The 26,092-nt window shown below is 57.9% G+C and carries 25 protein-coding genes and 1 tRNA gene; 4 read left to right on the forward strand and 22 right to left on the reverse strand.

Annotated elements, in window-relative coordinates; translation table 11 throughout:
• The first annotated feature begins 169 nt into the window (after positions 1–169).
• The gene (locus AC2FNN_RS08415) at positions 170–1,183 is read left to right on the forward strand and encodes an NAD-dependent epimerase/dehydratase family protein (RefSeq protein ID WP_496757869.1); all 1,014 of its coding nucleotides are present in this window, start codon (positions 170–172) and stop codon (positions 1,181–1,183) included.
• Between the two features lie 59 nt (positions 1,184–1,242).
• Here AC2FNN_RS08415 and nqrF read toward each other — a convergent pair whose 3' ends face one another.
• Genes nqrF through AC2FNN_RS08445 form a run of 6 tightly spaced genes read right to left on the reverse strand, consistent with a single transcriptional unit; the run spans position 1,243 to position 7,115 of the window.
• Positions 1,243–2,466 (reverse strand): NADH:ubiquinone reductase (Na(+)-transporting) subunit F, encoded by a 1,224-nt coding sequence (nqrF, locus tag AC2FNN_RS08420; protein WP_496757871.1) that lies wholly within the window; start codon positions 2,464–2,466, stop codon positions 1,243–1,245.
• Positions 2,467–2,476: 10 nt separating this feature from the next.
• A complete protein-coding gene (gene nqrE / locus AC2FNN_RS08425; protein WP_050603817.1) occupies positions 2,477–3,085 on the reverse strand; it encodes an NADH:ubiquinone reductase (Na(+)-transporting) subunit E in 609 nt (202 codons plus the stop codon).
• On the reverse strand, positions 3,085–3,738 hold the full coding sequence (locus AC2FNN_RS08430; RefSeq protein WP_496757873.1) for an NADH:ubiquinone reductase (Na(+)-transporting) subunit D: 654 nt from the start codon (positions 3,736–3,738) through the stop codon (positions 3,085–3,087). The genes nqrE and AC2FNN_RS08430 overlap by 1 nt, the downstream gene beginning before the upstream one ends.
• A complete protein-coding gene (locus tag AC2FNN_RS08435) occupies positions 3,738–4,565 on the reverse strand; it encodes a Na(+)-translocating NADH-quinone reductase subunit C (protein ID WP_496757875.1) in 828 nt (275 codons plus the stop codon). The genes AC2FNN_RS08430 and AC2FNN_RS08435 overlap by 1 nt, the downstream gene beginning before the upstream one ends.
• Entirely contained in the window at positions 4,558–5,766 is a 1,209-nt protein-coding gene (locus AC2FNN_RS08440) for an NADH:ubiquinone reductase (Na(+)-transporting) subunit B (RefSeq protein ID WP_496757876.1), read from the reverse strand. The genes AC2FNN_RS08435 and AC2FNN_RS08440 overlap by 8 nt, the downstream gene beginning before the upstream one ends.
• Positions 5,767–5,771: 5 nt before the next feature.
• Positions 5,772–7,115, reverse strand: a complete 1,344-nt coding sequence (locus AC2FNN_RS08445) for a Na(+)-translocating NADH-quinone reductase subunit A (RefSeq protein WP_496757877.1) — start codon at positions 7,113–7,115, stop codon at positions 5,772–5,774.
• Between the two features lie 297 nt (positions 7,116–7,412).
• On the opposite strand from AC2FNN_RS08445, the gene AC2FNN_RS08450 reads away from it, so the two are divergent.
• Together AC2FNN_RS08450 and AC2FNN_RS08455 are read left to right on the forward strand one after the other, a co-directional pair.
• The gene (locus AC2FNN_RS08450) at positions 7,413–8,528 is read left to right on the forward strand and encodes a THUMP domain-containing class I SAM-dependent RNA methyltransferase (RefSeq protein ID WP_496757878.1); all 1,116 of its coding nucleotides are present in this window, start codon (positions 7,413–7,415) and stop codon (positions 8,526–8,528) included.
• A gap of 400 nt (positions 8,529–8,928) precedes the next feature.
• Positions 8,929–9,005 (forward strand) — tRNA-Pro (locus tag AC2FNN_RS08455).
• 294 nt (positions 9,006–9,299) lie between these two features.
• On the opposite strand, the gene AC2FNN_RS08460 is transcribed toward AC2FNN_RS08455, so the two are convergent.
• The 10 genes from AC2FNN_RS08460 to AC2FNN_RS08505 all read right to left on the reverse strand — a co-directional run bounded on the left by AC2FNN_RS08460 (position 9,300) and on the right by AC2FNN_RS08505 (position 19,913).
• On the reverse strand, positions 9,300–9,629 hold the full coding sequence (locus AC2FNN_RS08460; protein ID WP_496757880.1) for a cupin domain-containing protein: 330 nt from the start codon (positions 9,627–9,629) through the stop codon (positions 9,300–9,302).
• Between the two features lie 293 nt (positions 9,630–9,922).
• A complete protein-coding gene (locus AC2FNN_RS08465; RefSeq protein WP_496757882.1) occupies positions 9,923–10,375 on the reverse strand; it encodes an SRPBCC family protein in 453 nt (150 codons plus the stop codon).
• Positions 10,376–10,481: 106 nt separating this feature from the next.
• A complete protein-coding gene (locus tag AC2FNN_RS08470; protein ID WP_496757883.1) occupies positions 10,482–11,294 on the reverse strand; it encodes an XdhC family protein in 813 nt (270 codons plus the stop codon).
• 12 nt (positions 11,295–11,306) lie between these two features.
• Positions 11,307–12,494 (reverse strand): vWA domain-containing protein, encoded by a 1,188-nt coding sequence (locus AC2FNN_RS08475; RefSeq protein ID WP_496757885.1) that lies wholly within the window; start codon positions 12,492–12,494, stop codon positions 11,307–11,309.
• A complete protein-coding gene (locus AC2FNN_RS08480; protein ID WP_496757921.1) occupies positions 12,494–13,327 on the reverse strand; it encodes an AAA family ATPase in 834 nt (277 codons plus the stop codon). Before AC2FNN_RS08480 ends, AC2FNN_RS08475 begins: the two co-directional genes overlap by 1 nt.
• Before the next feature lie 138 nt (positions 13,328–13,465).
• On the reverse strand, positions 13,466–15,883 hold the full coding sequence (locus AC2FNN_RS08485) for an aerobic carbon-monoxide dehydrogenase large subunit (RefSeq protein ID WP_496757886.1): 2,418 nt from the start codon (positions 15,881–15,883) through the stop codon (positions 13,466–13,468).
• Positions 15,880–16,410, reverse strand: coding sequence for a (2Fe-2S)-binding protein (locus tag AC2FNN_RS08490; RefSeq protein WP_496757887.1), 531 nt, complete (start codon positions 16,408–16,410; stop codon positions 15,880–15,882). Before AC2FNN_RS08490 ends, AC2FNN_RS08485 begins: the two co-directional genes overlap by 4 nt.
• A gap of 12 nt (positions 16,411–16,422) precedes the next feature.
• Entirely contained in the window at positions 16,423–17,256 is an 834-nt protein-coding gene (locus AC2FNN_RS08495) for an FAD binding domain-containing protein (RefSeq protein ID WP_496757888.1), read from the reverse strand.
• 139 nt (positions 17,257–17,395) lie between these two features.
• Positions 17,396–18,496 carry an MHYT domain-containing protein gene (locus AC2FNN_RS08500; RefSeq protein WP_496757889.1) on the reverse strand — a complete coding sequence of 367 codons (1,101 nt, stop codon included), beginning with the start codon at positions 18,494–18,496 and terminating at the stop codon, positions 17,396–17,398.
• A gap of 133 nt (positions 18,497–18,629) precedes the next feature.
• On the reverse strand, positions 18,630–19,913 hold the full coding sequence (locus AC2FNN_RS08505; protein ID WP_496757890.1) for a cytochrome-c peroxidase: 1,284 nt from the start codon (positions 19,911–19,913) through the stop codon (positions 18,630–18,632).
• A gap of 3 nt (positions 19,914–19,916) precedes the next feature.
• Here AC2FNN_RS08505 and AC2FNN_RS08510 point away from each other — a divergent pair, with 3 nt between their 5' ends.
• On the forward strand, positions 19,917–20,387 hold the full coding sequence (locus AC2FNN_RS08510) for a tetratricopeptide repeat protein (RefSeq protein WP_496757892.1): 471 nt from the start codon (positions 19,917–19,919) through the stop codon (positions 20,385–20,387).
• A 30-nt stretch (positions 20,388–20,417) separates the two neighbouring features.
• On the opposite strand, the gene AC2FNN_RS08515 is transcribed toward AC2FNN_RS08510, so the two are convergent.
• From AC2FNN_RS08515 to AC2FNN_RS08540, 6 genes are read right to left on the reverse strand one after another with little or no spacing between them, the layout of a single operon-like run.
• Complete coding sequence (locus AC2FNN_RS08515; protein ID WP_496757893.1) at positions 20,418–21,479, reverse strand: TRAP transporter substrate-binding protein; 1,062 nt, start codon at positions 21,477–21,479, stop codon at positions 20,418–20,420.
• A gap of 24 nt (positions 21,480–21,503) precedes the next feature.
• Positions 21,504–22,793 (reverse strand): TRAP transporter large permease, encoded by a 1,290-nt coding sequence (locus tag AC2FNN_RS08520; RefSeq protein ID WP_496757894.1) that lies wholly within the window; start codon positions 22,791–22,793, stop codon positions 21,504–21,506.
• Complete coding sequence (locus tag AC2FNN_RS08525; RefSeq protein WP_496757896.1) at positions 22,794–23,381, reverse strand: TRAP transporter small permease; 588 nt, start codon at positions 23,379–23,381, stop codon at positions 22,794–22,796. It abuts the gene before it with no gap.
• A gap of 53 nt (positions 23,382–23,434) precedes the next feature.
• Positions 23,435–23,950, reverse strand: coding sequence for a flavin reductase family protein (locus AC2FNN_RS08530; RefSeq protein WP_496757898.1), 516 nt, complete (start codon positions 23,948–23,950; stop codon positions 23,435–23,437).
• Positions 23,950–24,840 (reverse strand): aldo/keto reductase, encoded by an 891-nt coding sequence (locus tag AC2FNN_RS08535; RefSeq protein ID WP_496757899.1) that lies wholly within the window; start codon positions 24,838–24,840, stop codon positions 23,950–23,952. The genes AC2FNN_RS08530 and AC2FNN_RS08535 overlap by 1 nt, the downstream gene beginning before the upstream one ends.
• Positions 24,840–25,994 carry an LLM class flavin-dependent oxidoreductase gene (locus AC2FNN_RS08540; protein WP_496757900.1) on the reverse strand — a complete coding sequence of 385 codons (1,155 nt, stop codon included), beginning with the start codon at positions 25,992–25,994 and terminating at the stop codon, positions 24,840–24,842. The genes AC2FNN_RS08535 and AC2FNN_RS08540 overlap by 1 nt, the downstream gene beginning before the upstream one ends.
• Positions 25,995–26,092: the final 98 nt, after the last annotated feature.

Below are 26,092 nucleotides of genomic sequence, written 5' to 3' on the forward strand. Positions count from 1 at the left end.
TCCTTCTCGCCCATTGGCGGCAATGAGCATCTGATTGAATCAGCAAAGAGTTGACCAATGACGCCTGGATGTTCGATATGACCTTCGGCGCAGTTCAAAATGTTTGACCCGGCATCAGGGGCAGAACCTTTTGTTCAGCGATGATCGTGCAGGGCGTTTTGAGGGTTCTATGAAACGGGTTTTGATTACGGGCTCTGCGGGGTTCATCGGGTTCCATCTGGCAAAACTGCTGTTAGAGGAAGGGTTCCGCGTGCATGGATACGACGGGATGACGGATTACTATGATGTGGTCCTGAAACAGCGTCGGCATCAAATTCTGCTTCAGACACCCGGATTCACTGCAACCGAGGATCGGTTGGAAAACTTTGATCGGCTGATGCAGGTCGCCGAGGAATTTCAGCCGGAAGTCATCGTTCATCTGGCGGCTCAAGCCGGTGTCAGACACAGTTTGGAACACCCCCGCAGCTATGTTGAATCGAATGTCGTTGGAACTTTCAACGTGATGGAAATTGCACGGCAGCATAAGGTGGATCATCTTTTGATGGCATCGACCTCTTCCATTTACGGTGCCAACGAAGACATGCCGTTCACCGAGACGGAAAAAGCCGATACCCAGCTGACCATCTATTCTGCGACAAAAAAGGCGAATGAGGCGATGGGGCATTCCTATGCGCATCTGTGGGATTTGCCGACGACCATGTTTCGCTTCTTTACCGTCTACGGCACCTGGGGGCGGCCGGATCTGGCGTATTTCAAATTTGTCGCCGCCATCCTGGATGGCCGCCCGATAGATATTTACAATCACGGCGACATGTACCGGGATTTCACCCATGTCCAAGACCTTGCGCGCGGCATCAGATTGTTGATCGACGTGCCTCCGGTACGGCCAGCCAGCCGCGAGGATATCGAAGACGGAGACAGCCTGTCGCCCGTCGCGCCCTATCGCATTGTGAATATCGGCAACGGAGAAAAAGTGCGCCTGATGGATTTCATAGAAGCCATCGAACAGGCCGTGGGGCAGAAGGCGATCAAGAACTTCATGCCGATGCAGATGGGTGATGTTCATGCCACCTGGGCGGACAATCGGCTGCTACAAAGACTGACGAACTATCGTCCCCAGACAGATCTGAAAGACGGTATCACACAATTCGTCGCGTGGTATCGAGAGTATTACGGAAAATAACGCGGGCCGATCGCCAAATGAAAGAACCGGCGTCTTCAACGCCGGTTCTTTTTTGTTCCTTACCCGCCGAAATCGTCGAGCATGATGTCTTCGCGGTCCACGCCCAGATCCAGCAACATGTTGATGACCGACTGGTTCATGATTGGCGGACCACACATGTAGTATTCGCAATCTTCAGGCGCGGGGTGGTTCTTGAGGTATTCCTCGAAAAGAACATTGTGGATGAAGCCGGTATAGCCTTTCCAATCGTCCTCTGGCTGCGCATCCGACAGGGCCACGTGCCATTCGAAATTGTCGAATTCTTCAGCCAGACTGTCGAAGTCTTCGACAAAGAACATCTCTTTCTTTGAACGCGCACCGTACCAGAAGCTGATCTTGCGGTTGCGGTTCTCAAGACGCTTGAGCTGATCAAAGATATGGCTGCGCATTGGTGCCATACCGGCGCCGCCGCCAATGAAGACCATCTCTTTGTCAGTTTCGCGGGCAAAGAACTCGCCGAATGGGCCCGAAATCGTGACCTTGTCACCCGGCTTCAGGTTGAAGATGTAAGACGACATCTGACCGGCCGGGATGCCTTCTGACCCCGGAGGTGGCGAAGCAACCCGCACGTTCAGCATGATCATGCCCTTTTCGTCCGGGTAGTTGGCCATCGAATAGGCGCGCTCGATGGGTTCGCTCACCACCGATTCATATTGCCACAGATTGAAGCGATCCCAATCCTCGCGATATTCCTCTTCAATGTCGAAATCCGTGTATTTCAACTGGTGTGCAGGCGCTTCGATCTGGATGTAGCCACCGGCACGGAAGTTCACATCCTCACCTTCGGGCAGGTCCAGCGTCAACGCCTTGATGAAGGTCGCTACGTTTTCGTTCGACCGAACGGTACATTCCCATTTCTTGACGCCGAAGACTTCTTCCGGAACTTCGATATCCATGTCCTGCTTGACGGCCACCTGGCAAGACAGGCGATCACCACATGAGGCTTCGCGTTTCGTGATATGGCTTTCTTCGGTTGGCAGGATAGACCCGCCCCCCGAATGCACCCGCACCCGACACTGCGCACAGGTGCCGCCGCCACCGCAGGCCGAAGGAACAAACAGCTTCTCGGCAGCCAGCGTCTGTAGCAGCTTGCCACCTGCCGGAACGGAAATGGTCTTTTCGCCGTTGATCGTGATGTTGACGTTTCCTGTCGACACCAGCTTGGATCGTGCGGCCATGATGATGGCCACCAATGCCAGAACGATTAAGGTGAAAAGAGCTACGCCTAAGGTAAAGGTTTCCATCAACGCCCCCTTACAGTTTCACGCCCGAGAAGGACATGAAGGCCATAGCCATCAGACCTGCGGTAATGAAAGTAATGCCCAGACCTTGCAGACCATCAGGGATGTCTGAATATTTCAGCTTTTCCCGGACTCCGGCCATTGCGGTGATTGCCAGCGCCCAGCCAAAACCGGAAGACAAGCCATATGTCGCCGCCTCGGCAAAGTTATAGTCACGCTCTACCATGAACAGCGACCCGCCAAGGATGGCGCAGTTCACCGTGATCAGTGGCAGAAAGATCCCCAACGCATTGTAAAGCGGTGGGAAGTATTTATCCAAAACCATCTCCAGGATCTGCACCATCGCCGCGATCACGCCGATATAGGAAATCAGGCCAAGGAAGGTCAGGTCCACATCCGGGAACCCGGCCCAGGCCAGCGCACCTGGCTTGAGCAGATAGTTCAGCAGCAGGTTGTTGGCAGGTACGGTGATGGCCTGCACGACCATGACCGAAATACCCAGACCCAGCGCGGTCGAGATCTTCTTGGACACGGCGATGAAGGTACACATCCCCAGGAAGAAGCTGAGCGCAAGGTTTTCGACAAAGATGGCCTTTACGGCCAGTGAGATCAGACCTTCCATCAGTGGGCCTCTACCTGCTGAATTTTGTATTCACGCTCTTCCACCTGGTTCGGCTTCCAGGTGCGGAAGGCCCAGATGATCAGACCGATGATGAAGAACGCCGACGGTGGCAGAAGCAGCATGCCGTTCGGCACGTACCAGCCGCCATTGTTGACGGTCTCCAGAATGGTGACGCCGAACAGCGACCCTGCCCCGAACAACTCGCGAATAAAGCCGACCAGCAGCAGGATCAGGCCATAGCCCATGCCGTTGCCCATGCCGTCGATAAAGGACGCAACCGGGGGGTTCTTCATCGCAAACGCCTCGGCACGGCCCATCACGATACAGTTGGTGATGATCAGACCAACGAAAACCGACAGGGTTTTCGAAATCTCGAAGGCATAGGCCTTGAGCACCTGATCCACGAGGATCACCAGCGAGGCAATGATCACCATCTGAACGATGATCCGGATCGAACCAGGGATCTGGTTGCGAAGGCACGAGATGAAGAAGGACGAGAAAGACGTCACAAATGTCACCGCCAGTGCCATCACGAACGACACTTGCAGCGACGAGGTCACCGCCAGTGCCGAACAGATGCCAAGCACCTGCAGGGTAATCGGGTTGTTGTCGACAAGCGGGTCGACCAGCATCTCTTTCTTGGTCTGGGACATCAAATCTCTCCTGCTTGCAGTTTGGCCAGGAACGGAGCGTAGCCCGCATCACCCATCCAGAATTTCACCAGGTTATCGACACCGACCGACGTCAGCGTGGCCCCCGCCAGCGCATCCACATAGAAATCTGGCCCGGCGGCGGGCTGCGATTTGGCAACGGTGATTTGCAGATCACCCGCTTCGTCGCGCAGCTTTTTCCCGTTCCACAAGGCTTTCCAGCGTGGGTTGTCCACCTCGGCCCCAAGACCCGGAGTTTCACCATGCTGATAGAATTGCAGGCCGTAGATATCGTTGCCGTTGTTCTCAAGCGCGATAAATCCATAGAGCGTCGACCAAAGACCGTATCCGTGCAGCGGCAGGATCACCTTGTCGAGATCACCCGCGTCGTCACGCAGCAGATAGATAACACGGTATTTGGATTTGCGTCCGATACCGGCGGGGTCATTGTCCAACGCGACGCTCAGCTCTGGATCGCTGGCGGCGGCGATGTCGTCAAACGTGGTTGGGTCAAACTGATCATCGACGAAGGCGCCTGTGGACAGCTCCAGCACATGTGGTTCAAAAGCGGCGAAGGCCTCGGTCACGTCGATGCCGGGCTGGAACACGCCCGCCACCTGCAGAACGTTGACCTGCTTGTCTTTCAGGCGGTTGGTTTCCTGCACTGGGCGCAGGCTGACAGCCGCAGCCGACACGACCATTGAGGCGACCAGACAGACGGCAACGGCGATAAAGATCGTCTTGCCAACAGAATCCGGCGAGGCCGCCAGGAATTTGGCCAATGCGCCCTTGGGTGCCTCGTTTTGATCCGGGGATTGCGTATCAGACATGGCGACGCGCCCTCCGTTTGATGTTGGCTTGCACGACGAAATAGTCGATCAGCGGTGCAAAGACGTTGCCGAACAGGATTGCCAGCATCATGCCTTCGGGGAAAGCCGGGTTGATTACGCGGATCATCACGACCATGACACCGATCAGAGCGCCATAGATATAACGCCCTATATTGGTGTGGCTGGCCGAAACCGGTTCCGTCACCATAAAGGCCAGCCCGAAAGCGTAACCGCCCAGCACGATGTGCCAGTACCATGGCATCGCGAACATCGGGTTGGTGTCCGATCCGATCAGGTTCAACAGCAGGGTAAAGCCGATGGTGCCCGCCAGACAGCCCACAATCAGGCGGTAGTTGGCGATCTTGGTCATCAACAGGAAAGCCAGACCGATCATGCAGGCCAGTGTCGATGTCTCGCCAAAGCTGCCCTGAATGGTGCCGAAAAACGCGCTCGACCAGGTGATGCCTTCAGCGGCCAGCGCCTGCACGCCTTCGGCCGCAGACACGCCCAATGCAGTTGCGCCCGAGAACCCGTCAACGGGTGTCCAGACTGAATCACCCGACATCTGCGCCGGATAAGCGAAATACAAAAACGCCCGCCCCACAAGCGCGGGGTTGAGAAAGTTCTTGCCGGTGCCGCCAAACACTTCCTTACCGATCACAACGCCGAAGATGATGCCCAAAGCCACCTGCCACAGCGGCGTCGTAGCAGGCATGATCAGTGTGTAAAGCATTGATGTTACGAGGAAACCTTCGTTCACCTCATGACCGCGCACGGTGGCAAAGATGACCTCGAAGATACCGCCCGCGACCAGCGTGACGATGTAGATCGGAAGGAAATACATCAGACCATGCATGACGTTGGCAAAGATGCTGGACGGGTCCAGCGAAATCCCGAACATCTGCAACAAGGCAATCCGCCAGCCGGTGGCCGATTCAGGACCCAGCAAAGCAATCGCCGAGTTCGCCTGATAGCCGGTGTTCCACATCCCCCACAGGATGCAGGGGATCGTCGCGATCACGACATAGGTCATGATCCGCTTCATATCCACATAGGACCGCGCGTGCGGCGCCACCGTGGTCACGGTTTTCGGAGTATAGATGAAGCTTTCCACCATCTCGTAGATGGGGAAGTACTTTTCGTACTTGCCGCCCTTGGTAAAGTTCGGCTCGATCCTGTCAAAGAAGCTGCGCAAACCCATTCGGCTCAGCCCTCCTTTTCAATTTTGGTCAGGCAGTCGCGCAGCGCCAGCCCGTATTCATATTTCGCCGGACAGGCAAAGCCCACAAGGCCCAGATCTTCTTCGTCCAGCTCCAGCGCACCCAAGGCCTGGGCAGTGTCCGTATCCATTACCAGCAGCGCCCGCAGCAACTGAGTGGGCAGATAGTCCTGCGGCATCAGCTCTTCGAAAACACCTGTGGGCACCATGGCACGACGACCGCCGTTCAGGTTGGATGTGAAGGCATACAGCTTTTTTGCAAATGCCGAACCCAATACAGGCTGGACCGCGTATTTCGACGGCATTGGACGAATCCAGCCCAACGGGATTTGATCGGGATCTTCACGGATGATGCTGATCTGGCGCGCGAACCGGCCCAGATAGGCGGTCGGGCCTTCAGCGTGCCGGCCCGACAGGATCGAACCCGAAATGATACGGGGCGTGCCGTCCACATTGGCTTCGTCGCGGGTCAGATCATCAGTTGATGCGCCCATCACGGTACGGATCAAACGCGGTTGGCGCGCACCCGGCCCCGTCAGGGCAATCACGACATTCGGATCCAGATGGCCGGTCAGCATCAGGCGGCCAATGGCGATGACATCCTGATACCCGATGGTCCAGACCTGCTTGTCGCCTGCTAGGGGTTCGAGGAAGTGAATATGCGTTCCGGCCAACCCCGATGGGTGCGGGCCTGCGAAAGATGCAGTTTCGACACCGGCGACATCTGCGCCGGGTATCGTGTCACCCTCTTTCTGGCAAAGATAGGTTTTGCCCTCGGTCAGTGTGCTGATTGCCGCCAAACCGGCGGTAAATTCCTTGGGTGCTTCGGCAATGACCGTCGCAGCGTCAGCGGCCAGCGGGTCACTGTCCATGGCGGTGACAAAGATCGCATCCGGTTTGATGCCGGGGTTCGGCATTTTCGAATAGGGACGCGTGCGGAACGACGTCCACAGGCCGGCGGCGCACAGCTTGGCCGTCACACCTTTAGCGCTGTCAGCACCCCCTATACCCGAGAAGTCCACACCGGCGTCATTGGCGTCGGTCACTTCGATCACGACGCTTTGCAGCACCCGACGGGCACCACGGTTGATCGCGACAACCCTGCCACTTACCGGGGCGACCATCATCGCGTCAGGCGCGTCCTTGTGACAGAACAGCGGCGCGCCACGTACAACGCTGTCGCCTTCCTGCACCAGCATCTTGGGTTTCAGGCCGATGTAGTCACCGCCCAGGACGCCTACGGTCGAGTATTCGGGGCCAGGGTGAATGGTCTGGTCAGGAGCGCCTTCCACTGGCAGATCCAGCCCCTTTTTCAGTTTGAAAGTTTGCATGTTGCTACGTTCTTCCAAGCCTCTTTTCTGCGCCAGCTCTGCCAACGCCCTTTCGGGGTCATGCAATAGCGCGGTTTTTTCGAACCTCCGTCGCAAAAGCGTCGAAAACGGTCCAAAATCCGCAGGCGTATTTCCGATCAAGGACCCTTTACGCGGGGAAGGTCACAAACGCAAACCTGTTACCGCCAAAACTTGAGGATGAACCACACAATCCTGCGATTGATCGGTCATTTCTTCTGAATCCATGGCGTATAATTGCATATCGCGCCCACCAAGGTTCCAGTGTAAGCAACCGGAATGGAAAAAGACACAGATTTGGAAATCTTTCTGGTTGCCACGCCGGGCCTCGAAGCGCCTCTTGGTGACGAGGCGCAATTCAACGGATTCGCGCAGGTCAGAACTGTACCAGGTGGCGTGACATGCCGGGGTTCATGGCCCGAGGTCTGGCGTGCCAACCTGACACTGCGCGGCGCCAACAAGGTTCTGGTGCGACTGGGCAGTTTCCCCGCCGTGCACCTTGCCCAATTGGACAAACGTGCCCGGAAATTCCCTTGGGGCACCGTTTTGCGTCCTGATGTGCCGGTCAAGGTGGAAGCCATCAGCCGCAAATCCAGAATTTATCACGCCGGTGCAGCTCGTCAGAGGATCGAACAGGCAATATCCGAGACATTGGGCACCTCGATTTCATCCGACGCAAACCTTCGGGTCTTGCTTCGAATCGAGAAAGACATCTGCACGATCTCGGTCGACAGTTCCGGCGAGCTGTTGCACAAACGCGGTCACAAGGAAGCCATTGCCAAGGCCCCAATGCGCGAAACAATGGCCGCCATGTTCCTGAGAGAATGTGGCTACTCGGGCGATGAACCCGTACTGGACCCGATGTGCGGATCGGGTACCTTCGTGATCGAGGCCGCCGAGATCGCTCTGGGACTGCGCCCCGGCCGCTCCCGCAGTTTTGCATTCGAAGACCTGGTGGGCTTTGACGCTGATCAGTGGCAGGAAATGCGGAGGGAAACGAAGACGGCGGAATGCGCGCTTACCTTCTACGGCTCGGATCGCAATTCGGGCGCGGTTGACGCGGCAACTGCCAATGCCGAAAGGGCCCAAGTCGGCGCTGTGACGCGGTTTCAACAGCGTTCCGTCAGTGACATAAAACCCCCCGAAGGTCCCGCGGGGCTGGTCATTGTGAACCCGCCCTACGGGGCGCGGATTGGTGACGAAAGACGCTTGCGTTCGGTCTATGGTGCGATGGGCAAGACCTTGATGAACCGGTTCCAGGGATGGCGGGTCGGCGTGATCACCAGCGCTCCGGGGCTTGCCCGGGCCACACGCCTGCCTTTGCTGGCGCCAGGACCGGTCGTCGACCATGGTGGAACCAAAATTCGTCTGTACAAAACAGATCCCTTGCCGTGATTGCCTGGGACACTTCACAACCAATTAATGAGGTTGGCTGCGCGGGCGAAAGCGGACAAAGAAACCAGAGGTTTTCCGCCTCAAAGGGGTGCGATTCCCTTGCCTTTCAACAAGCCTGTGAACCAGACGACGTCTTGACACCGGTGCAATCGCGACCTGCCCGGCGGGGGGTGAACAGGTTGGCAGACACCTTGCGCGCCGGTCAACCAGCAGAACGCAAACATGCAAACGCTCGTTTTTTCGAACCGTAAACACGGCGACCCGCTCAGATCACCGGGTTCCGTGCCCATTGGTCCGCTGCCATATATTTTCGGGTTGTTGAGATCGAAAGATTCGGGTGATCGCATTACAGAATCCTCTTGCGCATCAGACGCGCCGCGTATAGATCACCCGCCACGGTCGGAGTGTAGCTCAGCCTGGTAGAGCACTGTCTTCGGGAGGCAGGGGCCGGAGGTTCGAATCCTCTCACTCCGACCAATGAAATCAACTGTCAAATGTAGAAACATTTTGCCTTTTGACCAATTTACTTACCTTTCTGCCAACTGAAGTTTCCCCCGGTTGCCTGACGTGTCGCTCGTTCGAATCTCAATTTTGAACGAACGGCTCAAATGAGACATTGAATAAATTGATTGAATGCAGCACGTGCAGCCCGCATTGCGGACATGTGCGGCCAACTGCGTTGGACCCTTATTCAAGCTTCCAGGGCTTCAAAACACCACTCTTCGGCAGAAGGTTCATCCCCGCGGGTGCGGAGAACACTTGGCAATGTCGCTATTTGTTTCCTCTGTTGCAGGGGGTGCCCTTGGGAATGAAAAAGGTATCTCCGGCGGTAAAGGTCTGCGCTGCCCCGTCAGAGCTGATCAATGTGACCGAACCTGATATCACGGTCATCATTTCATCGACCGGGTAGGCATCGATTTCCTCCCGGCAGGGTGCGCATACCCACACAGCGACCGAAATCTTTTCATCTTTGCTCCCGAAAAAGCTGCTGATGGTTTCGGACGTGTCCGAAGTGGTAAAATCGCCTTCAACCACAAGTGAGGATGGCCCAAAGCCGGTTTCAGGGTGGCCCGCTGCCAGCTGTCGAATTGGGGGCGCCATTATGCCATCCTTTCTTGCGCCAAAGGCATCGGCAGATAGGTTGCGGCCTTCGGGCCGTCCGAATTATCCGGTTCCCGGACCCAACGGTGACCTGCGTGAACGGCAGCGGTGATGATCGCCGGGGCCTCGCAATCACCGACCCGGCTGACTGAAAAGCTCGGCTGAACCGGACACCCGGATTGATCTGCAAAGGCCCGCCACAGGCGGGTCTTTTTCTATCCAAGTTGCAAAACCGCGCTTTAAGAGCACGACACAATGCGCAGAAGGACCAAGGAAGTGTTTGGCAAGCTCTTCTAGTCGGCAAATTGCTCGGCGACGGTTTCACCAAACCTGTCGAAAAACTTGGCCGAGAGCTTCTTCGCCGTACCCGCGATCAACCGGCTTCCCAGCTGTGCTATCTTTCCGCCGATTTCGACCTTCGCGGTATAGGACAGCACCGTTTCTTCCCCATCCGGAGCAAGAGAAACATCTGCGCCACCTTTGGCAAATCCCGCTGCACCTCCTTTACCTTCACCGGTCAGAGAAAACTCATCTGGCGCATTGGAGTTATCCAATGTCACTTCCCCGCTGAAGCGTGCTTTGACGGGACCGATCTTCAATACGACCTTGGCCTCAAGATGCTCAGCAGAATGTTGTATCAATTCCTCGCAACCGGGGATGCATTCCCGTAGCACATCCGGATCGTTCAACGCGCGATACACGACATCTCGCGGAGCAGCGATACGGATTTCGTCATTCAGTTCCATCTGAGGGTCCTTTTCTCAACAACATCTGGGGTAAACGCGAAGCGCTGCCTCGGTCGCTTCTTCCGGGGTCATTTCGGGTTGCGCCGCCCTAAAGGCGCGCAACCAATCACGCCATTTTTTCATCATGCGAAGTCTCCTCGGAAGTGCCTGCATTTCGCCAAAGGATGATTTCTGCAAGGATCGACAGTGCGATCTCATGCGGGTCGATGGCACCGATATCCAGACCCGCCGGTGACTTGAGCCGTTTGGTTTTTTCAGAGGCCAACCCCTGAGCCATCAGCCTGTCGCACAACACCTGCGCCTTACGGCGGCTTGCAACCATGGACACCCGGCGTGCCGGAGTTTCCAGGGCAGCCTTCAACGCAGCGCCATCCCCCTGCCCCTGCGAGGCGACTACAACGAAATCGCGCGGCTCGACGCCCAGTGCGGTTACATCTTCAGGATCAAAGCTGACAGAATCCACCGAACTGCCGGAACCCTCGGGCAAACATACGCGCAATCCGGCCAACGCCGCATGAGACGCGAGAGCATGGGCTATTGGAGATTCACCAAAAATGATCAGGCGCGGCGCGTGTTGATATGGCTCGATCAACAAATCGACCGTTCCGCCTGATGGGCACCCGCTTTTGAACGTCTGAACACCATCGGAATCTGCCATCGCCACCACCTTGTCCGAGGGTTTCACGCGGATCATTTTCGGAGTTCCACTCGCAAAGGCTTCTTGTACGGATGCACGAACGGCGCGCTGCACGCATGCTCCGCCCAGATGGCCCAAAATCCGTCCATCTTGTGTTATTGCCGCCTTGCCACCAGCTTTGGCCGAGGTGGCATCGGCAGTACGAAGGACCGTTGCCACGCAAAAGGCGTCGCCTTTGCTGCGCAAATCTTCAATCGTGTCGAAAATGTCGAAACCTGCCATGGTGTTGTCCTTTCACAGTTTTCGGAATTCGGATTCCAATGCCGCCAACGCTTCCAGCGTGTTGGCCGGCAGATGCGCGTCCAGATGGGGTTCAGCCGCCTGCATCGCCGCTGCGATGGGCTGATAATCGCGCCAGCCTTTCAGCGGGTTCAGCCAAACGATCCGCCGCGCCTTTCGCCGTATCCGGGACAAAGCATCCCCCAGGGCCTGAGGGTCGGAACTGCAATACCCGTCCGACAGGATCAGCACGATGGTCCGCCCGTTCAAAGCCCGCGCGCCGTATCCGTTCAGGAAATGCTCAAGGCTGCCCGAGATATCCGTGCCGCCTCCGAATCCTTCGGCCATAAGCGACAGCCGCCCCGCCGCGCGCAACGAGTCATGGTCGCGCAGCACATCCGTAACGCGCATCAGGCGGGTGTGGAAAAGATAGGCGTCCGCCTCTGTTCCACTGCCGATCAGCCCCTTGAGAAAGGCCAGAAAAACCCGTGAATAGATCGTCATCGAACCGCTGACGTCACACAAGGCCACGATTCGCATCGGGCGAGGTGGGCGGGCGCGGCAGTACAGATCCATGGGCTCCCCACCTCTTGCGAGGCTGGCGCGTAGTATCCGACGCATATCCAAAGCCGGGCCGCGCAGCGCCTTTTTGCGCCTGCGCGAACGCCGGTCGCGAATAGCGCGCGCTAAAGCCGTTGCGGCTTGCTCGGCCTGCCTCAGGGCGTCTTCGTCCATCAATTCGCGCAAATCCCGGCGCGACAGGTTCGCCGTACGGGTTGCGATAAGCTTCCCGTCTCTCCCCGCGGCCTCCCCATCTCCGGTATCAGGTGCGGCGGCCTGATCCTTGCCGGCCTCGGAAGCCCGCGCATCCTGGCTTTCCTGTTGCCAGATCATCGGCCTGGCGGATTGAACCCGCACATGCGCGGTTTGGGCGGTTCCTGTGCGTTGCTTGCCGGTGTTGAACCAATAGGCTTCGAACAGGTCATCAAACCGACGCCAATCGTCGGCGTCGCCGGCCAGCAACACGCAAAGTGCCTGCTGGGCCCGTCTGACATCCGTTGCATCAACCGCCGCCAGCGCAGCCAATGCGTCCCCCGTCTCGGCAGGCCCGACGCGCAATCCGTTCATACGCAAATGCGCGATGAAGCCGGACATACGATCCGCCAAACCTGACGCGCGAGAGGGGAAGCGTGTCACCTGCATCACGCCACCTTTCCGATAAGGCGGTCCATCACTTCGGATGGAGCTGCGTCATAGTCGGCTGCGGTTTTAAGTAGACAGACAAGCGTGGCCTGAACCTCGTCGCGGGACTGCGCCATGTCGTTGACGCCCAGCCCCGAAAGGGCGGCCGCCCAGTCCAGCATTTCGGCAATACCGGGAGTTTTCTCCAGATCTTCTTTGCGCAATGCCTGCACAACGCCAATGATCTGGCGCGCCAGCAACCCTTCGACTTCGGGCATACGGGCTTTCAGGATTGCCATTTCCCTATCACGCGATGGGTAGTCGAGGAAGCTGTACAGGCACCGACGCCGCAGCGCTTCTGAAAGGTCCCGGGTCCCATTCGCCGTCAGGATCACAATGGGCCGCGACCGCGCCTTGATGGTGCCGAGTTCCGGGATGGTGATCTGAAAGTCCGACAAAATCTCGAGAAGGTAGGCCTCAAACTCCTCATCCGCGCGGTCGATTTCATCGATCAGCAGAACAGGCGGGTCTTCTTCGCTGATCGCTTCCAACAATGGTCGCTTCAACAGGTAATCATCGGAAAATAGCTGCGTTTCGCAGGTGCCGCCCTGTGCCTCGCTTGCACGAATAGCCAGCAACTGCCGCTGGTAGTTCCATTCGTAAATCGCATGGCTCGCGTCCAGCCCTTCATAGCATTGCAACCGGATCAATCGCGCGGCGCGCTGTGCTGCCAACGCCTTCGCGACTTCGGTCTTTCCGACCCCTGCCGGGCCTTCCAACAGCAGCGGACGCCCAAGTGTCTGCGCCAGGTGCAACGCCATCGCCAACCGGTCGTCGGCAACATAGCCCTGCATGGCCAATCCATTCTGCACATCGCTCAAAGTCAAAACCAGGATCCAATCTTCATCTGGCTAAAAATATCCCGGGGGAGGTTCGGAGGGGGTAGAACCCCCTCCGTTCGGTCGGACCGGCGACAGCCGGTTCGAAACCGACTACCCGTGCATCCCCAACCCGTTGGCAATCTTCCAGATGCGCCAATGGTCATGCGGCATGTGGCTTTGCACCAATCCAAATGGCCGAAACGCATCATGCACCGCGTTTGAAAACGCAGGCACACCGCCGACATTCGGGCTCTCACCCACACCTTTGGCACCGATCGGGTGATGTGGTGACGGCGTCACAGTGTGATCGGTGGTGTAGTTGGGCGTCTCCCATGCCGTGGGCAGGAAGAAGTCCATCAACGTACCGGTCTTCACGTTGCCCATCTCATCATAAGCGATTTCCTGACCCATCGCGATGGCCAGCGCTTCGGTCACGCCCCCATGGACCTGCCCTTCGATGATCATCGGGTTGATCCGGGTTCCGCAATCGTCCAGCGCATAGAACTGCCGGACGTCCCATTCACCTGTATCCACGTCGATCTCCATGACGCAGATATAGGCCCCGAACGGATAGGTCATGTTCGGCGGATCATAGTAGCTGACCGCCTCCAGACCCGGCTCCAGCCCCGGGATCGCCTGATTATAGGCGGCGAAGGCGATTTCCTTCATCGTCTTGAATCGCTCTGGCGCGCCTTTGACTGAGAACCTGTCCACATCCCATTCGACGTCGTCATCATGGACCTCCAGCAAGTAAGCCGCGATCATCTGCGCCTTGGCGCGGATTTTGCGCGCAGCCATTGCCGTTGCCGCACCGGCGACAGGCGTCGACCGAGACCCATATGTCCCCAGCCCATAAGGCGCTGTATCGGTGTCACCTTCCTCCAACGTGATGTCATCGGCAGGAAGGCCAATCTCACTGGCGATGATCTGGGCGAAAGTTGTGGCATGGCCTTGACCCTGACTGATCGTCCCCAGCCGCGCGATGGCCGACCCGGTCGGGTGAATGCGGATTTCGCAGCTGTCAAACATGCCCAACCCAAGGATATCGCAGTTCTTGACCGGTCCGGCCCCGACGATTTCGGTGAAATGCGTCAGGCCGATGCCCAGCAGTTTGCGGGTCTTTCCGGCTTTGAAGTCCTCGATCCGTTGCGCCTGTTCCGCCCGCAGACCTTCGTAGTCCACGGTCTTCAGCGCCTTGTCCCAAGCGGTGTGATAATCGCCTGAGTCATACTCCCATCCCAGCGCTGACTGATACGGGAACTGATCTTTGCGAATAAAGTTGATCCGGCGCAGCTCGGACGCGTCCATATTCAGTTTGATGGCCAGAACCTCGATCATCCGTTCGATGAAATAGGCAGCCTCGGTCACCCGGAATGAGCAACGATAAGCGACACCGCCCGGTGCCTTGTTGGTATAGACCCCATCCACGGCCAGATAGGCGGTGGGGATGTCATACGACCCGGTGCAGATGTTCATGAACCCCGCCGGGAACTTGGTCGGGTCGGCACAGGCGTCAAATCCACCATGATCCGCCGTCGTATGACACCACAGACCGGTGATTTTGCCGTCTTTGGTCGCGGCGATCTTGCCCTGCATCCAGTAATCCCGAGCAAACGCGGTGGACATCAGATTTTCCATCCGGTTCTCGACCCATTTCACCGGCTGGCCGGTGACAATCGAGGCGACAACCGAGCAGACATAGCCTGCATAAGCGCCAACCTTGTTGCCAAAACCACCACCTATATCAGGGCTGATCACCCGGATATTGTGTTCGGCGAGGCCAGAGATCAGCGAAACAACGGTTCGGATCGCGTGGGGGGCCTGGAAGGTGCCATACAGCGTCAACTTGCCGGTCACCTTATCCATCGAGGCTACACAGCCGCAGGTCTCCAACGGGCATGGGTGGGTCCGATGGTAATAGATCATCTCTTCGGCCACGACATCGGCCTCTCCCAGAACAGCCTCTGTCGCGTCCTTGTCACCCTGCTCCCAGGTGAAGATGTGGTTGTGATGTTTACGCGGCCCGTGGGCGCCTTCGGTCTGACCCGCAAGGTCTTCGCGCAGGACAACGTCTGATTTCAGCGCTTCGAAGGGGTCCGTCAGAACAGGTAGCTCTTCGTACTCAACTTCAACCAGCTCTGCCGCATCCGCTGCGATGTACCGGTTTTCAGCGACGACATAGGCAACTTCCTGGCCCTGGAACAGAACCTTGCCATCAGCCAGCACCATTTGCTTGTCACCCGCCAGTGTCGGCATCCAATGCAGACCCAGCGGCGCCAGATCCTCGGCGGTCAACACGGCAACCACACCGGGCACGGCCAGCGCGGCGTCCTTGTCGACATTGACGACGCGGGCGTGGGCATAAGGCGAACGGACGAACGCGCCGAACAGCATGCCGTCTAGCTTGATGTCATCGACATAATTGCCCTTGCCTTGGGTAAAGCGCACATCCTCGACGCGTTTACGGGCGCAGCCCATTCCTTTGAGGTTGGCGGCGCGTTCTTCGGGGGTCATGGTTTGATCGTTCATTCCGCGGCCTCCACTTTTGTTTGCCCTACCGCTTCGCTACTTGAGGGCTGTTGAGCATTCAGCATGTCAGCCGAGGCCGAGATCGCCTTGACGATGTTCTGATACCCGGTGCAGCGGCACAGGTTGCCCGCCATACCAAAGCGGATTTCTTCCTCGGTCGGGTTCGGATTTTCCTGCAACAAGCGATGCGCGCGGGTGATCATGCCCGGCGTGCAGAAACCGCATTGCAGCCCGTGATGTTCGCGGAACATCTCTTGCAACACACCAAGGCTGCCATCGTCATTGGTTAGCCCCTCGACGGTGGTGACATCGGCCCCGTTCACCTGTGCCACGAAGGTGGTGCAGGATTTGACCGATTTGCCATCGATATCCACAGTGCAGGCCCCGCAATGGCTGGTTTCACAGCCGATATGAGGGCCGGTGATTTTCAGATCTTCCCGCAGGAAGTGGATCAGCAGCGTGCGCGGCTCGGCCAGACCTTCGACCTGTTTGCCGTTCACGGTGAGTTTGACGTGCATTTTCGACATGTGTTCCCCTCCTCAAACCGCGCGGCTTTGCGCACGGTCGATGGCGCGGCGCAGCATCACGGCGGCCACGTGTTTCTTGAATTCGACGGGCCCGCGATTGTCGGCCACAGGGTCAATCGCGTCGAGCATCGCAGCCACGCAGCCGCTGACGTCCCCTTCAGCCAGCGCATTGCTTGCGTTTTCGGACCAGATGGGCGTATCCGCCAGATTGGTCATCGCGACGGATGCCTGACCGTTGCCAACCATCACCGCGGCAGCGGCCGTCGCATAGTCGCCGATCTTGCGCTTCTGCTTTTCATACGCCTGCCCGACACCCGCACCCGGCACCGGAATAGAAATCCGGGTCAGGATTTCTTCATCCTCGCGCGCGGTGAAATAGGCGGCCTCGTAGAAATCTCGCGCCGCCACGCTGCGGGTTCCGTCAGGGCCAGACAATTCAAACGTCGCGTCCAGGCACTGCATCAATCCCGGCATGTCATTGCCCGGATCACCATTGGCAACATTCCCACCAACAGTGCCCATATATCGCACTTGGGGATCTGCAATCTGCAACGCGGCCTCGCGAAGCAAAGGAATGGCCGAGGCCAGACCGCCATGGGTGATCAATTCGTGCTGGGTCACCATCGCGCCGAGTGTGACCGTGTCAACCCCGATCTCGATGCCCTTCAATTCGTCGATTGCCTGCAAATCGACCAGATGGCCCATCTCGGCCATGCGCAGTTTCATCATCGGGATCAGGCTGTGCCCACCCGCGATCACGCGCGCTTCATCTCCGTGTTCCTGTAGAATGTCTATGGCCGAAGCGATATCGCCTGGCCGGTGATACTCAAAACCGGCTGGTATCATGTTTTTCCTCCCTGGGTCCGGACGAAATGCCTTGGGGGCCCTGTGGCAAGGAAAAGACGACGGGATCAGCCGTTCCAGCAGGCGGAAACGGGGTGCGTGGCTTGTTTCACGAAATGCGAATTAACTGCACGAGTTGCGATCAGAGACCCAGAGCCTTTCGGACGTCGGTCATACGGGATCGGCTGACTGGTACTTTCGTCAACGCGTCCACTCCGTCGAAATAGCAGGTACCGTTATCCTTGTGTCGTTCGAAACCCGTGACATGTTTTGGGTTTACCAGATAACTGCGATGCGCCCTCAGGAATCCTTCCGGTTTCAAGCGGCTTTCCGCTTCGGTAATCGACCAAGGACAAAAAAGCTTCTCGGCCCCAATATAAAGAACGGTATAGTGCCCCTCGGCGCGAATGGCCGCGATCTTACCGGATTCACTGAAGAAGGTTTGCCCCTCGCGCTCGAAAGGAATACCGGCCCGCATTTGAACCGGTGCATTGGGTTCCGGCCCGGACGTGTCGGGTGAAACTGCAACCTCATCGTTGAACCCAAGGAAAGTGACACCCGTCAGAAGGAACGCCCCGCAGATCAGGAAAACCGCAATGGTAACGCCCATGGCCAGAACCTGATTGTTCAGCGCAGGCCCGGCCCCGCTGGCATTGTCACTGGCAACAAAATCGGTCAGGCCGGTCGCCACGAAATGCATGGTAAACACCGCCAAACCAAAACAGACGGTTCCAAGCAGGATATTGCGCTGTGTCCGGTTGTCATAAGCAACCCAGATTGCAAGCACGGACAGCACAACCGAGGCGAGGGTCGCAATTACCACGTCAAGCGCATCATAGACCGGTCGGCACAGCTCCATCCCCGTCATTCCGACATAGTGCATGACCACGATGCCCAATCCGACGATTACACCGGCCCCCACAATGGTTGGCATGGTTCTGGGACGGAAATGCAAAAGCAACAACGCCAAACCAACCATCAGAATGGCGACCAGAGCTGAAATCAGGGTAACCAGCGCGTCATAGTAGAACAGGATCGGAAGCTGCAATCCCAGCATTGCAACAAAGTGCATCGACCAGATGCCCCCGCCCAGAACAACTGCTGCAAGCGCAACAACGAACTTTCGCTTCTGGTTGTCGAGTTTGGACGCTCCATGTGTCAGATAAAGGCCGGTAAACCCTGCCATCAACGCCACGGCCAATGAGGCCGCCACGAGCCACGCGTTATGCGAATAGTCCAACATTAAGGTATGCACGCCCTCCCCAGCGCGTGCACGAAGTTAGCAAACTGCAATTCACGGGACAATCCAATCTGATCATCCTGGCAGAGAGAAATGATCCGGTTCTCTGGCTGTAGCTTGACGATGTGGGGGATGGCTAAGGAGTAAACCCTTTCGGCACACCGAATATCGGCGAGTCTACACTGCGACCCGTCAACGAATGCAGAAAAGCAATCAGGTTTTGTATTTCCAATTCCGCAAGCTGGATCGGATCAATGTCAATTTTTTTGCGTTGACGTTCCATTTCATAGTGGTCCTGCCAAACCAGGAAATCCGTTTCTTGCAACCATGGTACCTCGGGTAAGGCAGCCATTTGTGGGGTCCATTTGTCCAGGCTTGCCTGCGGATCCAAATGATGGCGAACGACGCTTTCAAGATCGGGGAAGGCGCCATTGTGACCGTAAGGCGCGGTCAGGGCAACGTTGCGGAGCATCGGGGTGCGGAACCTGTAGGCATCCTCAAGGCGGTTGCTTTCACCCATGCGGCCCACATCCCGGACGAAGGGATCCCACTGCCGAGTGCGACCCGGCCCAAAGGGTGGCAAGCCCAGTGCATGGAACCTCTGATCTGACATGAGCGGCCCGGCGTGGCAAAAAGAGCAGCGAGCTTTGCCGTAAAACAGCTTCATCCCCTCGATTTGTGCCGGTGAAAGGGCCTTCGTGCCACCGGCAAGATAGTGGTCAAACGGGCTGTCGGTGCTACGCCACTCGATCGCCATGAAAGCGGCCAGAGCGTTGGCGACTTGGGTGATCGTGATGTCCTCGGTCGTCTCAACCTCATCAAAGGCGGCGACGATGGCCGGACCATAGCGCGGATCGGTGCGGACGCGTTTCGCCAGAATGGGCCAGCCCTTGTCGATACGATCATGCACCGCGCCCGTGACCTCATTTTCAGCCACATTGCCCGCCATCTCGAATTGTGAGGTCATGGGAAACAGAGCCTGCGCCGCCAGCAGGGAATTCAGGCCCTCGGGCAGCCACTCCTGCGCCGGGGAATTGAAGCCGTTGCCGTAGACGTCGGAAATGCTCAGCCTGCCGTCGTGAAAAACGGTGTGCATGTCCTTGGCCCCAAGATTCCACAGGCCCGGAGAGTTGCGAGGGATGCGTTTGCGTATTCTGTCAGCCCCGGTGCCGGGTGTGCGGTCCGGCCCCAACCCCTGCCCGCCTTCTCCTATGCCCAGCGACAACCCGTCCGAAGTGCCAAAGTCCGGATGGTGACAATGGGCGCAGGTGATGTTGCGGTTGCCTGACAGGATCGGGTCGTAAAACAGTTGATGACCGATGGCGGCCTGTTTCATATCAAAGGGGATAAAGTCATCATCGGTCAGCGGGCGCGGCAAATCCTGTGCCACAGCGGCCCCGACCCAGAAGAAGGCAACCATCCCATGCGCCAGCTTGTTTTTGCCCTTTGCGTTTTTGCTTCTCCGGCTCTGGCTGAACTGGAACAAGCGCGCGATATGATGGAAGCCGGACAGTTTGCAGCCGCGCGCGAAGAACTTCTTCCAGCCGCGCGCTCGGGCAACGCCGAGGCTGAAGAATTGATCGGCGTGATGTATGGGGTGGGTTTGGGGGTCGAGCGGGATTACGAACGGGCCTTTGAATGGTATCTGCGCGCCTCGATGAAGGGGCATCCGGGGGCGCAGTCGGGCGTTGGCTGGTATTATGAATTGGGTCTGGGCATGCCTGCGCCCGATCTGGTGCGAGCCTACATGTGGTACACGCTCAGCGCCATTGGAGGTGATCCCGATGCGGCGATCAGCCTTGAGGAAGTGGTCAAGAAAATGTCGCCGGAGCAAATCGAAAAGGCGCATGTTCTGGTCAACGACTACAAAGGGTGGATGTACCCGTTTCGATAAGGGCCGGGCCGCAAAGCCCGGCCCAACCGTTTACTTCAGATCCGCATCGCGAGCGGCGTTGACGTCCGCCTCTGCCGCCGCGACCGCCTCGGTCAGTGCAGCAAAGATCTCATCGCCACGCGCAACGTTGGACTGGAACCAATCATAGACTGGCGTTGCGGCCTCTTTGAACGCAGCCTTCTGGTCGGGTGTCAGCACGTAGAGGTCTCCGCCACCGGCCACAAAATCCTCATAGGCCTGAATCGACTTGCGCTTGGGGGAGGCGAAAGTGGCCTGTTGCAGGGCATAGAACCCGTCGACCACGACGCGGCGTAGATCCTCGGGCATCTCCTGGAACTTGGCGTTGTTCATCCACCACAATGCGCCCATATAGGCGTGGCCGTCCAGCGTGACATATTGCAGACCCGCATCCGGGAATTTCATGCCCATGATGTCGGTGATGCCGTTTTTGGACCCCTCGACAACGCCGGTCTGGAAGCTGGTGAAGAGTTCCGGCCACGGGATCGGTGTAGGTGACGCGCCCAGTGCTTTGACCAGTTCCTGCGGCAGGTCGGCAACGACAGTGCGGATTTTCAGACCTTCCATATCCGCAGGTTCGGCAATGCGGCGCTGTGTGTTGGCAAAGTTGCGCCAGCCGCCGGTGTTACCGATGGTCATCAGACGGATTGCGCCGCCCGAGTCCTCAAGCGCCATGTCGCGCATGGTGCGGGTGAAATCGCCCGACAGAACATGTTCGGCGATCCGGTCATCAGCCATCAGATAGGGCAGGTCCAGAACCTGCACGTAAGGAAAGATGCCCGAAGCCCCGCCCGAGGTGGAGATATAGATATCGATGGTGCCATCCGCCACGCCTTGCAGGCATTCTGCCCCGTTCGAGCAGAGCTGTGTGCCAATGAACAGTTCGACCTCGATCGCGCCGTTCGACGCCGCCTCGACATAGTTCTTGAAAACGATCAGACCGTCGTAATCCTCGTCATTTTCGTTCGAATTGGCTGTGGCGCGCAGCGTATAGTCCGCAGCCGTCGCCGCGACTGCAGACGCGGCCACAAGCGATGTGGCAATCGCCGCTGTTTTGATGAAGTTTCCGAGCATGCGTTTCCTCCCTGTGATACTCAGTCAGTTTGCAAATCCCGTTATCCTCGGGATCGTCATTGATAGTGCGGGGATGTAGGTGATCAGAAAGATCACGATGATTTCGACCGCCAGAAACGGCAGGATCGCCTTGGCGATTGTCTCGACCCGTTCCCGCGAGACGGCAGCGGCCACGAACAGGACCAGCCCCATGGGGGGCGTGGCAAGGCCGACGGTCAGATTGACGCTCATGATGATGGCGAAATGGATCGGGTCGACGCCGAGGCTGGTGAAGATCGGGCCGAGGATTGGTCCAAGGATGATGATCGCGGGGCCTGCGTCCAGGAACATGCCGACGATGAACAGTAGCAGGTTGATCAAGAACAGAAGGATCAGCGGGTTTTCCGACAGGCTGAGGATCAGCGAGGCCAGTTGTTCCGGCGCATGGCTGAGGCTGACAACCGTTTTGAACGCCATCGCCGCGCCGACTAGCAGAAGAACAACGGCTGAGGTCATGCCTGCATTGCTGAGCACCTCGGGGACCTCTTTCCATGTCAATGTTCGCAGGACGAAGAAGCCGATGATGAAGGCATAGCCCACGGCAACAGCGGCCGCTTCGGTCGGGGTGAAGATACCACCCAGAATACCGCCCAGAATGATGACCGGTGTCATAAGTGGGAAGAAGGCTTTCAAACTGGCCTGACGCCGCTCGGGCCATGTGTATTTGCGGCTGGCGACGGGGAAGTCATAGCGGTCGGCCATCAGTTTGATCATCAGCATCAGACCGACACCGACCAACACGCCCGGAACGATACCCGCAAGGAACAACGCGGCCACGCTTTCGCCCATCACATAGGCATAGATGATCATGATGCCCGAGGGCGGAATGATCGGCCCGATCACCGAACTCGCCGCCGTGATCGCGGCGGCGAATTTCCGGGTATAGCCCTGTTTCTCCATCGCCGGGATGAGCATCGACCCAAGCGCCGAGGTGTCCGCCACGGCGGACCCCGAGAGGCCCGCAAACAGGATCGAACTCAGCACGTTCACATGCGCCAGACCACCGCGCAGATGGCCCATCAGAGCCTGGGAAAACTCGACAAGACGGATGGTGATGCCGCCTCGATTCATGAGCTCGCCGGCCAGCATGAAGAAGGGGATCGCCATCAGAGGGAAGCTGTCCATCCCGTTATAGACATTGCGATAAAGCAGGGTGATGTCGTTCGTCTGGCCGTTCAGCCACAGCAGGATTCCGGGCGCCGCCAGCAAAGCGAAAAAGACCGGCAGGCCGATCAGCAGGAAAATCAGGAAGGTGGGCAGGAACCAGATCAGCATTTATTCGGCCCCCACTGCCGCATCAGGAATTTCAGGCAACAGGTGGCCGCCGCCCAGCAAGGTGATGAAGGATCGTAGGATCAGCTCGATATTCACCGAGATCAGCAGGATGATCCCCACCAGCAGCGATGCCATCATCCAACTGCGCGGAATGCGATACCATTCGTCGAACCCGAAAGAAGTGGGCAGATACAGCGCGGCAGTGGCGAACTTGCCGCCAAAGCCGGTGACCTCGGACCAGCCGATGTTGACCGCCACCAGCAGCACGGCCAGCGAGATCAGCAGCAGAAACAGGTTGAGCGTTTGCCCGATGAGGCGCGGCAGAAACCGTTCCAGCATGTCGATGGCCACAAATCCGCCGCGCCGAAAGGCGGTGGGGGCCATCAGGCCGGTCATCCACAACATGCAAAAGCGCGCGGCCTCATCCGGCCAGGGCAGCGCGTTGCCCAGAACATATCGGAAGAACACCTGTATCAGGATTGCGATCACCATGAGTGCAATCGCAACGACACCAACCGCGCGGCCCAGACGCAGCGCGGTTTCGTTCACGAATGCAATCGGCGCTAACGCCGATGCCAGTCCGCCCATGCGGATCCTCCCTTGTTCAGCCGCGGGTTTGTCCCACGGTCGTCAGATCGCGTTTAGGTTTTCGCGAATTGGCCGAGTTTCCCGGCGTAAAAGGTCAGCGCGTCTCCATCCGCCATGCTGACCTTAAGAACTTTTCCTACGACAATAACGTGATCGCCCGCATCGTGATACGCATGTTGTTCGCATTCGAACCGCGCCAGGCAATCCGACAGCAGCGGCGTTCCGTTCGTGCACCGCTCATGATCGATACCGCGCAGGGCAAAGGCGTCTTTCGAGCAGCCGAAGCACAGCTCGGCCTGGTCCGAAGACAGCACATGCACGCTGAAATGGCGCGCCTTTTGGAAATAGGGGAAGCGACGCGAATTTCGGTCTCCGGCCCACATGATCAGCGGTGGGTCAAGCGAGAGCGACGAAAAGCTGTTGGCGGTGATGCAGACCGGCCCGTCCGCGCTGTCGCAGGTGACGATTGTGACGCCGGTTGCAAAGCGACCGAAGGCGTCGCGCAGGGTACGTGTGTCGTCCTTATGCGGAATGAAGGTGCGTGTCATGTCCCTTGAGATTGCGTTCATCATGGTACCTCATGCCCCAGTGCCGCCTCATACAGGCGGAACCAGCTTTCGCGATCCAGATTGACTTTCAATGCGTCCGAGGCACGTTTGATCCGGTCAAGATTGTTGGTGCCCAAAACCGGCAGGATGTTGGCCGGGTGGGCCAAAAGGAACGCCACTGCGACGGCGGCGCGATCCACGCCGAACCCGGCTGCGATTTCATCGGCAACGACCCCAACCGGCGGGTTTCCGGCCATCAACAGGCCTCCACCCAGCGGCGACCATGCCATCAACGGATGGCCGTGCTGTTGGTGAAACGCCAGATCACCGTTGGTGAAAGGGCCGATCTGACCCAGAGAAATTTCGATCTGGTTGGTGACCAACTGCGTTTTCATCGCCGATTGCAGCAACGACCAATCCCACGGGCGGAAATTAGACACGCCCACCGCGCCGACCTTGCCATTGGCGACAACCTCATCCAGAGCGGCTCCGGTTTCATGGTGGTCCATCATGGGATCCGGGCGGTGGATCAGCAGCAGATCGATGTGGTCAATCGCCATTTCCGACAGCGACGTGTCGATGGACTTCAGGATATGGGCGCGCGAGGTGTCGTAGTATTTTACTTTCGCATCCGCGTACCGGCCAACCGGCGCGACGATGTCACATTTGGTGACAATCTCCATCTTCTGACGCAGGCTTGGATTGGCGCGTAGGGCGGCACCCAGCACGGCCTCGGCCTGGTAGCCGCCATAGATGTCGGCCTGATCGAAGGTGGTGATGCCCTGATCCAGACAGGTCTGAATCTTGGCCTCGACATGACCCACGGACGTGTCACTGTCATCGCCCAACCGCCACATGCCATAGACAAGGCGGCTCATCTCCAGCGAGTCAGATAGTTTCACACGTTGCATCAGCGGCGTTCTCCGTTGCCCAGCGGTGTGGCCGGGGTCGATTTGGGAACGCTTCCGTAAGCTTTGGGAAGGGAACAGGTTTTCAGGTTCGGCAACACGCGGGCGCCGAAATGGCGGGCTTCGTCCAGATGCGGGTAGCCCGAGAAGATGAAAGCGCGAATGCCCATCTTCTGGTATTCCTCGATCTTGGTCATGACCTGATCGGTCGATCCGACCAGCGCCGCCCCACAGCCCGAACGCGCGCGGCCAACACCTGTCCAGAGACCGGGCTCGACATAGCCGTATTCATCCGCCAGATCGCGGTTTCTGGCCTGATGCGCCACACCCAGCGAGGTCGAATCCAGCGCCCGTTCGCGGATGGCGCGACCATATTCGTCGTCCAGCTTCGAGACGATGTAATCCGCGTATTCCTGCGCCTCAGCCTCGGTATCGCGAACGATCATATGGACACGCAACCCGTAATCCAGCGTGCGGTCGTAGCTTTCAGCGACGGCGTGAACAGCCTTCATCCGTTCAGCCAGTTGTTCCTTGGTTTCGGGCCACATCAGATAGACATCGCAATGCTCGCCGCACAGGTCCAAGGCAGAGGGAGAATAGCCGCCGAAATAAAGCAGCGGCCCGCCTGTCTGATAGGGCTTGGCCGGGTCGGTGGTCAGGCCCGAGAAGTTATAGACCTGGCCTTCATGATTGATCTCATCCTGCGTCCAGGCCTGTTTCAGAATCTCCACCACTTCGCGCGAGCGTTGATAGCGGAACGCGCTGTCGGCTTTCTCACCGGGAAAGTCGGATGAGATGATGTTGACCGTCAACCGCCCCTTAAGCATGTGATCCAGCGTTGCGATGGTGCGGGCCAGCATGATCGGCTGCATCTCGCCACAGCGCACGGCGGCCAGCAGGTTGATCCGGTCGGTGATCGGGGCGCAGCCGGCGACAAAGCTCAGCGTGTCTTGACCCACCTGATAGGAGGACGGGCAGAGGATGTTGCGAAAACCCTGCGCTTCGGCCTCTTTCACAATGTTCGAGCAATGCTCCCAACTCGACCGCAGGTCACCATCGGGAACGCCAAGGAACTGGTAATCATCGGAACATAGCGCAGCGAACCACGAAACTTCGGCCGCATCCAGATCGGGGGATGTGATGGGGACGATGCTCATTTGATTCACGCTCCGTACATCTTTGACTTTCCTCTTGCGTAGCAATCGCTTTGATGTAGATCAATAGTGTATCAATTTTCCTGCGACCGAGTGAAGCG

This window comes from Ruegeria sp. BHSA118 (genome assembly GCF_059613405.1).